9 protein-coding genes are annotated in these 13,706 nt (G+C 44.4%); 5 read left to right on the top strand and 4 right to left on the bottom strand.

The annotated features are described in order from the left end of the window. Positions 1-136: 136 nt before the first annotated feature. Entirely contained in the window at positions 137-1,432 is a 1,296-nt protein-coding gene (gene hemL, locus DUN60_RS11365; RefSeq protein ID WP_004734538.1) for a glutamate-1-semialdehyde 2,1-aminomutase, read from the bottom strand. A 296-nt stretch (positions 1,433-1,728) separates the two neighbouring features. On the opposite strand from hemL, the gene erpA reads away from it, so the two are divergent. The 3 genes from erpA (at position 1,729) to DUN60_RS11350 (ending at position 6,652) form a co-directional block, all read left to right on the top strand. After that, entirely contained in the window at positions 1,729-2,070 is a 342-nt protein-coding gene (erpA, locus tag DUN60_RS11360; protein ID WP_004734539.1) for an iron-sulfur cluster insertion protein ErpA, read from the top strand. Between the two features lie 339 nt (positions 2,071-2,409). Next, positions 2,410-3,534 carry an efflux RND transporter periplasmic adaptor subunit gene (locus DUN60_RS11355; protein ID WP_114633983.1) on the top strand — a complete coding sequence of 375 codons (1,125 nt, stop codon included), beginning with the start codon at positions 2,410-2,412 and terminating at the stop codon, positions 3,532-3,534. Between the two features lie 10 nt (positions 3,535-3,544). Further along, on the top strand, positions 3,545-6,652 hold the full coding sequence (locus tag DUN60_RS11350; protein ID WP_114633982.1) for an efflux RND transporter permease subunit: 3,108 nt from the start codon (positions 3,545-3,547) through the stop codon (positions 6,650-6,652). Between the two features lie 77 nt (positions 6,653-6,729). Here DUN60_RS11350 and shyC read toward each other — a convergent pair whose 3' ends face one another. Continuing rightward, entirely contained in the window at positions 6,730-8,019 is a 1,290-nt protein-coding gene (gene shyC, locus DUN60_RS11345) for a peptidoglycan DD-endopeptidase ShyC (protein WP_114633981.1), read from the bottom strand. A 129-nt stretch (positions 8,020-8,148) separates the two neighbouring features. Between shyC and tyrS the strand changes: the two genes are divergently transcribed. Continuing rightward, the gene (gene tyrS, locus DUN60_RS11340) at positions 8,149-9,336 is read left to right on the top strand and encodes a tyrosine--tRNA ligase (RefSeq protein WP_004734518.1); all 1,188 of its coding nucleotides are present in this window, start codon (positions 8,149-8,151) and stop codon (positions 9,334-9,336) included. 416 nt (positions 9,337-9,752) lie between these two features. Then, positions 9,753-10,598 (top strand): magnesium transporter, encoded by an 846-nt coding sequence (locus DUN60_RS11330; protein ID WP_114633980.1) that lies wholly within the window; start codon positions 9,753-9,755, stop codon positions 10,596-10,598. Between the two features lie 137 nt (positions 10,599-10,735). On the opposite strand, the gene dacB is transcribed toward DUN60_RS11330, so the two are convergent. Next, positions 10,736-12,169: a serine-type D-Ala-D-Ala carboxypeptidase gene (gene dacB / locus DUN60_RS11325; RefSeq protein ID WP_114633979.1), complete on the bottom strand. Its 1,434-nt coding sequence runs from the start codon at positions 12,167-12,169 to the stop codon at positions 10,736-10,738. A 111-nt stretch (positions 12,170-12,280) separates the two neighbouring features. Beyond that, complete coding sequence (locus tag DUN60_RS11320; RefSeq protein WP_114633978.1) at positions 12,281-13,312, bottom strand: porin; 1,032 nt, start codon at positions 13,310-13,312, stop codon at positions 12,281-12,283. Between the last annotated feature and the right edge of the window lie 394 nt (positions 13,313-13,706).

Genomic DNA, 13,706 nt, shown 5'->3' with positions numbered 1-13,706 from the left:
TTTGGTTCAGCTTTGACCTTAATCGACGGCTAAATAAGCTGTCATATTTGTGGCTAATGAACGTGATGTATAAAAAAGGGCTGCATCTAATGCAGCCCTAAATTCAATCGGTTAGCGACTTATAAAGTGCTTTCGACTATTTGCTTTCAGCAGCAATGATCGCAAGAGAGCGGTCAGCAGCTTCTAGTGTTGCATCCAGTTCTTTTGAACCATGAGCAAGAGAAGTAAAGCTTGCTTCGAATGCTGAAGGTGCAAGGTAAACACCGTGATCTAGCATTAGGTGGAAGAAGCGCTTGAAGCGTTCTACATCACACTTAGTTACATCTTCGTAGCAGGTTACTGTTTCTTGGTCTGTGAAGAAGAAACCAAACATACCGCCAACTTGATGAACTAGCATCGGGATGCCGTGCTTGTCAGCAAGTTGCTTGAAGCCTTTTGCCAACTGCTTAGTTTTTGAAGCTAGACGCTTTTCGTTGCCTTCTTCTCTTAGAAGGTTCAAACAAGCGTAACCAGCTGCCATAGCAACAGGGTTACCTGAAAGCGTACCCGCTTGGTAAACAGGGCCAGTTGGTGCGATGTATTGCATCACGTCTTTACGACCACCGAAAGCACCCACAGGCATGCCGCCGCCAATCACTTTACCAAGACACGTTAGGTCTGGCTTGATGTTGTAGTAAGCCTGAGCGCAACCTTCAGCAACGCGGAAACCTGTCATTACTTCATCAAAGATTAGCAACGCACCTTCTTGGTCACAGATTTCACGTAGACCTTCGTGGAAGCCTTCGACTGGAGGGATGCAGTTCATGTTACCCGCTACAGGCTCAACGATGATACAAGCGATCTCGCCTTTGTTTGCTGCGAAGATTTCACGTACTGAATCTAGATTGTTGAAGGTTGCTGTTAGCGTTAGTTTCGCAAAATCAGCTGGTACGCCAGGAGAGCTTGGTTGACCTAAAGTCAGTGCACCAGAACCTGCTTTTACCAGTAGGCTGTCTGCGTGACCGTGGTAACAGCCTTCAAACTTAAGAATTTTGTCACGACCAGTAAAGCCACGAGCAAGACGAATCGCACTCATTGTTGCTTCTGTACCTGAGCTCACCATACGTAGCTGTTCCATTGATGGAACCATCTCAGAGACAAGTTCAGCCATTTTGATTTCAGTTTCGGTTGGAGCACCGAAGCTAAGGCCGCGTTGCGCTGCATCAATGACAGCTTCACGGATAACTGCGTGGTTGTGACCAAGGATCATTGGGCCCCAAGAACCAACGTAATCGATATATGCTTTCCCATCAGCATCAAAAAGAAGTGGGCCGTCAGCTCTATCAACGAAGATTGGAGAACCACCTACACCGTTAAAAGCGCGCACTGGAGAGTTAACGCCACCTGGAATAGTTTGCTGTGCCTTTTGATACAGTTCTGCTGATTTGGTCATTGATATATCCTCTTTTGACTGTCGGACCAATTGGCACGCATTGTACCTATCCAGAATCCAACTAGGAATGCTTTCGCCGATATAATCCCCCGAATCTGGTTGTTTTGTGTGGTTACACGTTTTAATTGTCAGATATGGGCGAGTTTACGACAGTAAAAGGAACGATCCTGTGGTGAATACTTGAACGTTTCAGTCAGGTATTAGATAATCACTAGAATATAAGAAAATACTCAACAACTATGGTCTCGAATTAGATTTGTATCATGTTGTTTTTGACACAGGTAAGAGAGGTTGTCGTGAGCGAAGTAAATATCCCATTGTCTTTTTCTGATGCAGCAGCTACACGCGTACAAACGCTAATTGCTGAAGAAGAAAACCCAGAACTAAAACTGCGTGTATACATTACAGGTGGCGGTTGTAGTGGTTTCCAATACGGCTTCACATTTGATGAAAAAGTAAATGATGGCGACACTACTATTGTAAACAGCGGTGTTACGCTGGTTGTTGACCCAATGAGCCTACAGTACTTAATGGGCGGCATGGTTGATTACACTGAAGGCCTAGAAGGCGCACGTTTCTTTGTGAACAACCCGAACGCGACAACAACATGTGGCTGTGGTGCATCATTTAGCGTCTAACGTGAACTGAAAGGTAGCTTGAACTGAGAGCTACATTAGAAATATTTTAAACGCTGAGCTCATGCTCGGCGTTTTTGTTTTTAAGAAATACATCATATAAAACAGACAGTAATTCGACCTGTTCTAGCCATACACACTAAGAGGTATTTAAGTTGGGAATGTGTAATCTTAATTTCATCTGCCTGACTTATAGTAAACGCCATATTTTTTAAACTGTCGATAGAGTCCAATTTCGTTGGGTGTGGGTCTGTTAAGGTTACCGCAGTGCATCAGGATGTTGCATATGACAGTGTTAAGCTAATTAGCGCGCCTTAATAACATCGGACAAAAGGATTTGCTATGCCCACTCTATTTTCTAACTCTCCACTTTTTCAGAAACTGAAGCAGCCGTGGTTGGTTTCTCTGATTCTAGTTGTACTGTTGTCGATTTGGCTTGGTTTAGGAGTGGGGCAAGCGGAAGAGTCACCTGAAAAAAAAGCGACAGAAATTCCGTTGGCTAAGGTTTCCTTTCAAACATTTACTTCATCACCGACCTTTAAAACGATTGATCTCTATGGTCGAACGGCGCCCGATAGGCATGCTCGTTTGGGAGCAGAAGTTGCGGGCAAGGTTGTTAGATTGAACGTTGTGAAGGGCGATGCGGTTAAATTTGGACAAGCCATTGCCCAGATAGATAAAGGTGATTTAGAGATTCAACTAGAGCGAGCATCTGCGTTATATCGCTTGAAGCAGAAAGAATTCAAAGCGGCGCAATCTTTGAAGAAAAGAGGGCTGCAAGGTGAGATAGCTTATACCACCGCTGAGGCTTCATTAACGGAAGCAAAGGCCATGAAGCGCAATGCGGAACTGGCTTTAAAGAATACTGTGATTACTTCGCCTTTTTCGGGTGTGGTTCAACATTTGATGGTGGAGCTTGGTGACTTTGTTGGGGTTGGCGATCCGGTCGCAGGCGTGATTGACCTCGATCCTTTGGTTATTGAGGCCGATGTCAGTGAGCGTCATATCCAACACTTGTTAGTCAATCAATCTGCTTTGGTTCGCTTGTTAGGGCGAGAAGAAGCGGAAGGCCGCTTACGCTATGTTTCTCGAATCTCTTCTGCTGCTACTAATACCTTCCCAATAGAGATTGAAATCGATAACTCCAAAGGCCTATTACCTGCAGGTGTCAGTGCAGAAGTAACACTCAACCTAGAAACAAGAGATGCAATCAAGATTACACCTGCCATGCTGGCACTGGATGAGGCAGGTAACCTTGGGGTCAAAACTTTGGTTTCAGTCGATGACTCAGCAACCGTGAAATTTGTAGGCATTCAGCTAGTAAAGGCAGAGCAAGATGGAGTTTGGCTCACAGGACTTGGACAACGCGTCGATATCATTACAGTAGGCCAAGGGTTTGTACGTGATGGTGATTCGGTGATTGCTGTTGAGCAAGGCGCTGAACTCTCTAATGTAATTGCTGAGTAGGAGATAGCCGATGTATTCAATTATTGATGCAGCCTTGTCTCGTGCTCGAACAATGCTCTCCCTTTTAGCGTTAATCCTTGTCGCGGGTGCTGCGACTTATATTACGATCCCTAAGGAATCGAGCCCTGACATCACGATTCCTATTATCTATGTTTCTGTAGGGCATCAAGGTATCTCTCCTACTGATGCCGAACGTTTATTAGTTCGACCAATAGAACAAGAGCTTAGGTCTATTGAAGGCGTAAAAGAAATGACGGCAACGGCAGCAGAAGGCCATGCCTCTGTTGTGTTGGAATTTAATGTCGGTGTTGACCTCACCAAAGCAATGGCTGATGTTCGCGATGCCGTTGATCTGGCTAAGCCCAAATTGCCAGAAGACAGCGATGAGCCAACCGTGAATGAGGTGACGCTTGCTTCTGAGCAGCCTGTGTTGTCAGTGGTTCTGTTTGGTACCGTGCCTGAGCGCACCATAGTACAAATCGCTCGAGAGCTCGGAGATAAACTCGAAAGCTATCGCCAAATTCTAGAGGTCGATATTGCAGGCGATCGCGATGACATAGTAGAAATCATCGTTGATCCATTATTGATGGAGAGTTACAGCCTAGATCAAGCGGACATCTATAATCTGATTGCTTTGAATAACCGAGTTGTGGCGGCCGGTTTTGTTGATACGGGTTACGGACGTTTCTCGGTCAAAGTCCCTTCGGTGTTTAACTCTCTAAAAGATGTGCTTGAGCTACCAATTAAAGTGGATGGTAAACAGGTGGTCACTTTTGGCGATGTGGCTACGGTTCGCCGAGCGTTTCGAGATCCTGAAAGCTTTGCCCGTTTAGATGGTAAATCCGCGGTTGTCTTGGATATAAAGAAGCGAGCGGGTGAAAACATCATTGAAACCGTTGAGCTAGTCAAGGCAGTAATGGCAGGTGCTCAGCAGCAAGCTGAGTGGCCAAATAACCTTTTGGTCAAATACACTTGGGATGAATCTAAAGATGTGAAGATCATGCTCAACGATCTGCAAAACAATATCTTATCCGCCATCATTTTAGTGGTGATCGTGATCATCGCCATTCTTGGTGTTCGAACCGCGCTATTGGTCGGAATTTCAATTCCTGGATCATTCCTCACGGGGTTGTTGGTGTTGTCTGTGTTTGGTCTAACCGTCAACATCGTGGTGCTGTTCTCGTTGATCATGGCGGTTGGTATGTTGGTCGATGGCGCAATTGTGGTTACCGAGTTTGCCGACAGGCGAATGCAAGAAGGTGAAGGACGTAAAGCCGCTTACCGGGATGCCGCTAAGCGTATGGCATGGCCGATAACAGCGTCTACTGCGACAACGTTGGCGGCATTTGCTCCGTTACTGTTTTGGCCGGATGTGACGGGCGAATTCATGAAGTTCTTGCCATTAACGTTGATTGCAACCTTAACCGCTTCATTGATTATGGCGTTGTTGTTTGTGCCTGTACTCGGTGGTTTGATTGGTAAACCTCAATATGTATCGCCCAAAAGCCAAGCTCGAATGGTGGCACTGCATAATGGCGACTTTTCACAAGCGACAGGCTTAACCAAAGCGTACTACCACACGTTGTCGATTGCGATTAAGCACCCCTTTAAGATTCTTTTCAGTGCGATATTACTTGCGGTTGCGGTTGGTTTTACATATTCAAAAGCGGGGCTAGGTGCAGAGTTCTTCCCAGAAGTTGATCCGCCATTCTTTAACGTCAAAGTTCGTTCTCATGGTGATCTATCCATCCAAGAGAAAGATGTCATCATGCGTGATATTGAGCAGATGATGCTAAATCATGATGAGTTCGATACCGTTTACACGCGAACGGGTGGGGACGATCAGATTGGTTTGATATCGATTACCCCTGTGGATTGGCAATACCGTCGGAGTGTTAAGGCGATCATTGAAGAATTAAAGGTGCACACCGATCAATACGCAGGGGTCGAGATTGAATATAAGTTTCCAGATGCAGGGCCTCCGGTTGAGAATGACTTAGTGATTGAGCTGTCGGCAAGAACACCAGAGCAGCTTAATCAGGCTGCAAAAGTTGTAAGAAACTGGGCGGATGGCAATCAGGCGCTGACCAATATAAGTGATACCGCGAGTAAAGATGGCATCGATTGGAAAGTGGATATTCGCAGAGATGATGCTGCGCGTTTTTCGGCTGATGCGACCTTGGTGGGTAATACGGTTCAATTCGTCACTAACGGGCTAAAGATTGGCGATTACCTCCCTGATGATTCTTCAGAAGAGGTCGATATCTTGGTGCGCTATCCAAGCGATAAAAGAGATATTGGACGCTTTGACCAACTAAGAGTTAAAACACCAGCAGGCTTGGTGCCGATCACTAACTTTGCTCAGATTGTGCCAGACCATAAGCAGGACACGATAAAGCGCCTTGATGGTAAGCGTGTCGTGAACATCATGGCGGATATGGAAGAGGGTTATAATCTTGCACTCGAACTGCCAAAGATTGAGCAAGCGTTAAGTGAGTTAGGCTTACCAAGTAGTGTCGAGTTTCGTATTCGTGGTCAAAATGAAGAACAAGAAAACTCGTCAGCCTTCTTACAAAGTGCTTTCTTAGTTGCATTGGCGGTGATGGCGTTGATTTTGATTACTCAGTTCAATAGCTTCTATCAAGCGTTTTTGATTCTTAGTGCGGTGCTGTTTTCAACGGTTGGTGTGTTTGTTGGTTTGCTTATCTTCCAGCGTCCGTTTGGCATTGTGATGTCCGGTATTGGAGTAATAGCGCTGGCAGGAATTGTGGTAAACAACAATATTGTGCTGATTGATACCTATAACCAACTGATAAAACGCGGCTTGGACAAGCGAGATGCGATTCTCAGGACGGGTGTTCAGCGTTTAAGACCAGTAATGCTTACTACGGTTACCACCATTTTAGGCTTGATGCCGATGGTGTTAGAAATGAACATCGATCTGATTAACCAGAAAATAGAGTTTGGTGCCCCGAGTACCCAATGGTGGTCGCAACTTGCTACAGCCATTGCTGGAGGTTTGGCGTTTGCGACAGTACTTACCTTGGTGCTGACGCCTTGTTTGCTGATGCTAGGGCGAGATAAGAAGCCCGATGTGCTCCCAAGCAACGACGGTTAAAGATAAGTCCTAGTTCGACGGAAATAAAAAGAGCGCCTTGGTGGGCGCTCTTTTCGTTGGTTTATATGGCTATTAGTCTAATTAGTTGCTAGTAACTGGCCGTATCGCTCTAGGTTACTCAATCGAACTTCTGAGTTCGCAATAAATGTTGCTTTTGCTTTACCTGTTAACGACTTAGATTGCGGTAATTTCACGGTACGCGCATTTTTATGTACGCCATTAACCAAGAATTCATAATGTAAGTGCGGGCCAGTCACACGGCCTGTACCGCCCAAAGTACCAATGGTTTGGCCTTGTTTTACGCGCTGACCAGTTTTCACCATACGTCGTTTCATGTGTAGGTACTTGGTGATGTAGGTGTTGCTGTGTCGAATGAACACGTAATTACCGTTAAATTGGTTATAACCAGACTTCTGGACAATACCGTCACCGGCTGCCCATATCGGCGTGCCAACAGGAGCTGCATAGTCGGTGCCTCGGTGAGCTCGAACCTTGCCTGTTACTGGGTGTTTTCTGTTAGGGTTAAAGTTCGATGTCACACGACGGAAATCAATCGGTGAGCGCAGGAAGGCTTTCTTCATTGCGCGACCGTTCTCATCGAAATAGTTGCCACTCTTATCATCTAATACCGCGGTAAATGAATCACCTTGGTTTTTGAATACGGCCGCCATGATCTTACCGCGACCAACAACTTCGCCTTCAACCACTTTCTCTTGGTACAAGATTTTGAAGCTGTCGTTGTTGCGAATATCTAACGCAAAGTCGATATCCCAACCGAATATACCCGCCAGTTCCATAATTTGGTTTGCAGTTAGGCCTGCATTGACCCCTGCATTCCAGAAGTTAGAAGTGATGTTGGCTTCGGCATAGTTGTACTGGTAGGCCACTTCTTTTTTGTCGAAACTTGATGAGAAAGAATCGCCAGACTTCGTGATCTTGAAGCTTTCAAACGCACTAAGTTGTCGTTTTAACTGAATAAGGTCGTTGTTTTCATCAAAACCAAACTGCAATACATCGCCAGGTCTTAGGTTAGACAGCTGCTTCTTAATATCATTATTGGTATTGAGTAGCGTGATCAGCAAGCGGTATGAGAGGCCAATACGTTCAAATAAGACAGAGGTGCTTTCGCCAGAACGAACGGTGTATTTCTCCCAATTAAGCACTGCCGTCGGCGGTGCGTCACTTGAGCTAACAAGCGCGGATGCATTGATAGTCAGTGGGTAATGTTTCCCCACCACTAAAGCGCCCGTATCGTCACGCAAACTGCTGACATCGGGGAGTAAGAAGATCGCGACGAAAATTACGGCACTAAAAAATGCGATAAAAGCCCGGTGCAAAATAGGAAGGCGTGCAAAAATAGACAACATGTTCCGGTTCGTTCTGTAAATATTATGAAAATCGACGACGGAATAGTGTAACTGGTTTCAAAATACATCGCTATTCAAGTAAGATGTCTAATTATTATATTTTTGCCAAATCTGTGGGAGTGAACAAGAATGGCGAGTATTGAAGCTGCACTAGCCGAGATCAAACGTGGCGTAGAAGAACTGATTCCAGAAGACGAACTGATTGCTAAATTAAAAGAAGGTCGTCCTTTACGCATTAAGCTGGGTGCCGATCCAACTGCTCCAGATATCCACCTAGGCCATACGGTTATCTTTAACAAGCTTCGTGCTTTCCAAGAGCTTGGTCATGAAGTGACATTCCTTATTGGTGATTTCACTGCAATGGTTGGTGATCCATCAGGTAAGAACTCAACGCGTCCACCGCTAAGCCGTGAAGACGTATTGAAGAATGCTGAAACTTACAAAGAGCAAGTATTCAAGATTCTAGACCCTGCGAAAACACAAATTCGTTTCAACTCTGAGTGGCTATCTGAGCTTGGCGCTGAAGGCATGATTCGTCTTGCTTCTAACCAAACTGTTGCTCGTATGCTTGAGCGTGATGATTTTAAAAAGCGTTACGCTGGTGGTCAACCGATCGCAATCCATGAATTCATGTACCCACTTCTACAAGGTCACGACTCTGTTGCACTAGAGAGTGATGTCGAGCTTGGTGGTACTGACCAGAAGTTTAACCTTCTAATGGGTCGTGAACTGCAAAAAGCAGCAGGTCAAAAACCACAAGCGGTACTGATGATGCCATTACTTGTAGGTCTAGACGGCGTTAAGAAGATGTCTAAGTCTGCGCACAACTACATCGGTATTAGCGAAGCACCAAGCGAGATGTTTGGTAAGATCATGTCTATCTCTGACGATCTAATGTGGAGCTACTACGAGCTACTGTCTTTCCGTCCACTTGAAGAAGTTGCGGAACTGAAAGCTGGCGTTGAGGCGGGCAAAAACCCTCGTGATGTTAAAGTACTTCTAGCGAAAGAGATCATTGCTCGTTTCCACAGTGAAGCGGATGCTGAAGCGGCTGAGCAAGAGTTCGTTAACCGTTTTGCTAAAAACCAAGTTCCTGATGAGATGCCTGAATTTGAATTCGAAGCCGGCCTACCGATTGCTAACGTTCTAAAAGAAGCGGGTCTTGTAAACTCTACTTCTGATGCGATGCGTATGATCAAGCAAGGCGCTGCTAAGCTTGAAGGCGAGAAGATTGAAGACAGCAAGTTCGTACCTGAAGCTGGTACTGCAGTTTACCAAGTAGGTAAGCGTAAGTTTGCTCGTATTACTATTAAGTAATAACGCACATCAATAATTGAACAAAAGGCATCCACGGATGCCTTTTTTATTGACACAAAGTTGACGAAGTTTTTGAACGTGCATTGCTACACTATGCGCGCTGTCATATTGACAGTAATTCTGGAGATTTTTATGAACAATACCGACCATCCTCCTAGTTTGAATGGAGAAGAATAACCCGTCTCGGTATTGATCTATTGTCCTGCCGTTCGGGTAGGGTATCTTTGTTTTTCCCCCTCATTCTTTTCCACACACTAGATTCTAACAAGTAGACACACCAGTAGCTTTCAGCTTTTGGTGCGCATAAATCTATAAATCTATAAATCTATAAATCTATAAATCTATAAATCTATAAATCTATAAACTTATGCTATTTGTTTTGATGGTCGTTACCTTTGCCAATCGGGAGATTCGCCATGACGGTAATGAACAACACTTTTTTATCTATCGAAGCTTTGTACACAGAGCAAGACATCCAAGCTGTATCGAATGCATTTCAACAGTATGGACGTGAGCAACAAATTAACCTTTTAAACCGAATGCCACTTGAAGATGCGGTGTTAGTACTTGGGCAATGCTCTCTCAGTATTATTCAGACTTTACTTAGTGAGCTAGAAGAGCAGGGCTTTGAGAAGCGCTCTCGACATCTAGCTCACCAACTAGGGCTGATCTACTCAGAGGTTGAGCCTCAACAAGGTTACCTTTCAACTGGAGTGTTTAGCCATGTTAGGCAGCGTATCGGTTGGATTATTGCATTAGCACTGCTGGGTATTGTCTCTGGGCTTATCATTGCTCAGTATGAAGACATTCTCAGTCAGTTGGTACTTTTGGCAATTTACATGCCTGTAATTGCTGCTGCTGGTGGTAACACCGGAACACAAGCCGCGACTTTGGTCATCAGGGCCTTAGCCACAGGAGAGTTGAAGAAGCGCCAATGGGCGAACGTTCTGTGGAAAGAATTTAGAGTTGCTATCTGCTTGGCGCTTGCGATTGCCTTGGTGATGATAGGCCGCATCTTACTGTTCAGTGACAACCAATCAACGGGTGGTTACGACATTAATATGATTGCTTACGCGATTGCTGTCGCTCTGTTTATTCAAGTGACAATATCAACCGTGCTTGGCGCTGGATTGCCGATTATTGCTCGGTTATTCAAGTTAGATCCTGCGGTGCTGGTGAGCCCTGTTTTGGCTTCAGTAGTCGACATTTCGGGGATGTGGATTTACTTCACGGTAGTGAATTCATTCTTGGGCATTGCTTAACGCCTTTAAATAAAGATACTGGAAACAAAAAGCACTTTCGAAGAAAAACATCTTAGAAACAAAAATGGCGCTGAAGATCATACGATCTTCAGCGCCATTTTTTATTGTTTAATTAACAGCCTTTTACAAGTAAGCCGCTATTGAGATTGACTCTGTATTTGACTGAACTCGACCACATCTTTGTAGAAAGCACGTTCAAACTGGGTGATTGGTGCTTCTACAGGTTTGTCTGGATCTTGCTCTTCCGGGAAATAATCACGCACAAACTGCACAAACAGAGAGTTTGGATTGCCCGCTTTATCTAAACCAAAACCTGCCATATTGTAGCTACCGAACAAAGACCCACTTTTCGCAATAATATTACCTTGGATTGGTGCTTTTCTCATACTCTGACGGTACTTGAGCGTTCCATCAGTGCCAGATGTAGGCATAGCCTCAATCAGGTTGAGCTGTTTGTCGTTATCCCAGATGTAACGCAGAACCTGAGCCATAGTTTGCGAGGTCATGCGATTATTCCTCGATAACCCTGAACCATCAACCAACTGTGCTTTGTTTAGGTCAATGTTGGCCTTGGTCAGTAATATCTGTTTTATCGCTTCGGTGCCGTTATTGAAACTACCAGGCTGGACATAAAACGTTGCACCCAGTGTTTTAGTCAGGTTGTCCGCTATCAGGTTATCTGATTTCTTTAGCATGGTATCGAGCAGTTCAGGAAGTTTCTCTGAGTTGTGACTAGCGACTAATGTGGTCTTGCCTGATTTATCTTTTTTACCAACAATCACATCGCCTTTAACTTGGATTTTCAGCTCTTTAAGAAGCGAGGTCACGACTTGAGAGGTATAAAGCTCTGGATTTTGAATCGCAAACTTGAGCGGCAGTGGTTTCTTACGCTCAACTAAGCAACCTGACAGCTTGTAAGCGTTGTCTGGAGTAGTAATGAGCTCTAAGTCGCATTGTGTGGCTTTTTGCCCTGAGCGAGTTACGGTGGCTGCGGTGGTTGTCACGTCTATCGGATAGTGAGCGGGAATATAGACACGAGTGCTGCCGTTATCTTTCGTATAAATAGAGGCTTGTGCGCAGTTGCTGTCTAAGGTCATTGCACTAGAAGGTGCGCTGTAACAAACGCCTAGTATATCCCAAGGCCAACCAACAGCTCGTTGATAACCCGTAAAAGTTGAGTTATCGAGGTATAAGTTGCCTTTGATGGTTTTAGATTGCGACTTAGCGTATTGAGCTAAAAGGTTTTTTAGGTGTTCTCGTTGTAGCGTTGGGTCACCGCTGAATGAGATCACAACATCTTTATTAGAGCGAGCTATGCTGGTCGAGTATTGAAAGTCATCCCCCAATTCCAACTTGGCTGCTAAAGCTGTGACCAGTTTTAAAGTGCTGGCAGGTGGATAAAAGCCATCACTGTTGATGCTCATTTCATTTGAATCGCCACTTAGGGATTCCAATATTAAACTTGTGCTACTGCCATCAGGCAGTTTATTTAAAGGGTCGTAGGCGAAAGCGGCAAGTGAGTCACTACCAAGTGATAAGCCACATAGAAGTAGAGTGGATAGAAGGCGCATAGAAGATTTCTTGGATGGCTGATGTTTTCAGTATACAGATATAAAAAACGCCCGCTAGATAGCGGGCGTTTTGATTCTCAATTAACTAATTAATCAATTAGATAATCAGAATTAGAAGTCGTAACGTAGACCAATAGCTAGCTCGTCTTCAGCTTGTGCTTTAGTTGCACCACGGTTAACTACAGTATCAGCTGTACCGAACTTGTCGCCTTCACTGATTAGGTTGAAGTTGTACGAGATGTAAGTACGGAAGTTAGGCTTGAAGTAGTAAGTCGCATCTACAGCAACGTTATCAGCTGATGTATCACCATCTGTTTCTGCGTTGTTGTACGTTAGCGTGAATGCAGCTTTGTCTAGCGTGTAAGCAGTTGCGAATTCGTAGCCAGTGTAGTCGCCGTTGTCTTTCGATAGTTCACCGTCTGTGAATACACCAGCAAAGTATAGAGCTTCAGTACGGAAAGATGCCGCTAGCATGTATTCGTTTTGCTCTGCTTGATCAGCGTAACCTGCACCTAGCTTAACGCCAGAATCGCCGATTGCGTAGATACCAGATAGAGAGTAGCCATCTTCGTTGTTGTCATCGAAACCAGTGTCAGTTGTTGAATCTGTACGATCTGCAAAACGGTAGCTTGCTTTAACTGCTAGGTCTTGGAATTCACCTTTGTAAGAAAGCATGTTGTCTGTACGGTCAGCCGCTGCAATTTTGTATGCCGCTGAGTTACCGTGGTAAGACATGATATCGGTAAAGTCAGTGATTACGCCTAGCGCACCGTCGTTTTTACCGTAAGTTACTTCACCGAATGTACCGCCGATACCAGCGTATGTGTAACGGTGATCGATAGAATCAGCATCGCCTTCGTAGTCGTTTGCGTTGTATTCTGCTTCGTAGAAACCAACGCCGTATAGGCCGTCTTGGATTTCAACTTTACCTAGGAAGTTAAGACGTACTCGAGTGTTGTCTTGTGCTTTGCCATCTTTTAGAGATAGACGAGCTTCCGCACGACCACCGATCTCTAGAGAAGTGCCGTTTGAGCTGTATACAGAAGTACCGTCAATACCACCAGCTTGTTTACCGTCCGCTGCCACTGCGTTAGTAGCAAGAGCTGCAGCAGATACAGCAAGCGCGATCATAGTCTTGTTCATGTTATTATTTCCTAATTACTGTCCATAGAAGTTTTATCAAGGATTTGAACCCTTTTGTGTATTGCCTGTATTAATCAGGCTTCATAATCATGATTAGAACAGAAGTCTGAAAAATGCCAGTGCAATCCATGGGTTACTTTTTACCTCTAAAGTTCCATAGTCAGTTAGTAAAATGATATAAAACTAAAAAATGAACACTGTTTTATTATATCTCTTGTTGTTTAAGTATATGTTTTAAAGTGTTTTTTATAAAAGTGTGATCTGTGTTTATTTTGTTTGTTTTTTGTTTTTTTAGGTATTTAACTCTCTGCTTATTGATGAGGGAGTTATTATTCATTTTTGTGATGTCTGTAATTTAGACCTAGATAAAGCTTTTATAACGCAAAGTGGAATA

Source organism: Vibrio splendidus, from assembly GCF_003345295.1.
Taxonomy (GTDB): Bacteria; Pseudomonadota; Gammaproteobacteria; order Enterobacterales; family Vibrionaceae; genus Vibrio; species Vibrio splendidus_K.
Note: the sequence above shows the minus strand (reverse complement) of the source record. Positions and strands in the feature narration are given on the sequence as shown.

What these genes read in the sequence shown, in the direction of transcription:
- hemL (WP_004734538.1), bottom strand. Translation starts at nt 1,432, where the DNA reads ATGACCAAATCAGCAGAACTGTATCAAAAGGCACAGCAAACTATTCCA.
- DUN60_RS11355 (WP_114633983.1), top strand. Translation starts at nt 2,410, where the DNA reads ATGCCCACTCTATTTTCTAACTCTCCACTTTTTCAGAAACTGAAGCAG.
- DUN60_RS11350 (WP_114633982.1), top strand. Translation starts at nt 3,545, where the DNA reads ATGTATTCAATTATTGATGCAGCCTTGTCTCGTGCTCGAACAATGCTC.
- shyC (WP_114633981.1), bottom strand. Translation starts at nt 8,019, where the DNA reads ATGTTGTCTATTTTTGCACGCCTTCCTATTTTGCACCGGGCTTTTATC.
- tyrS (WP_004734518.1), top strand. Translation starts at nt 8,149, where the DNA reads ATGGCGAGTATTGAAGCTGCACTAGCCGAGATCAAACGTGGCGTAGAA.
- DUN60_RS11330 (WP_114633980.1), top strand. Translation starts at nt 9,753, where the DNA reads ATGACGGTAATGAACAACACTTTTTTATCTATCGAAGCTTTGTACACA.
- dacB (WP_114633979.1), bottom strand. Translation starts at nt 12,169, where the DNA reads ATGCGCCTTCTATCCACTCTACTTCTATGTGGCTTATCACTTGGTAGT.
- DUN60_RS11320 (WP_114633978.1), bottom strand. Translation starts at nt 13,312, where the DNA reads ATGAACAAGACTATGATCGCGCTTGCTGTATCTGCTGCAGCTCTTGCT.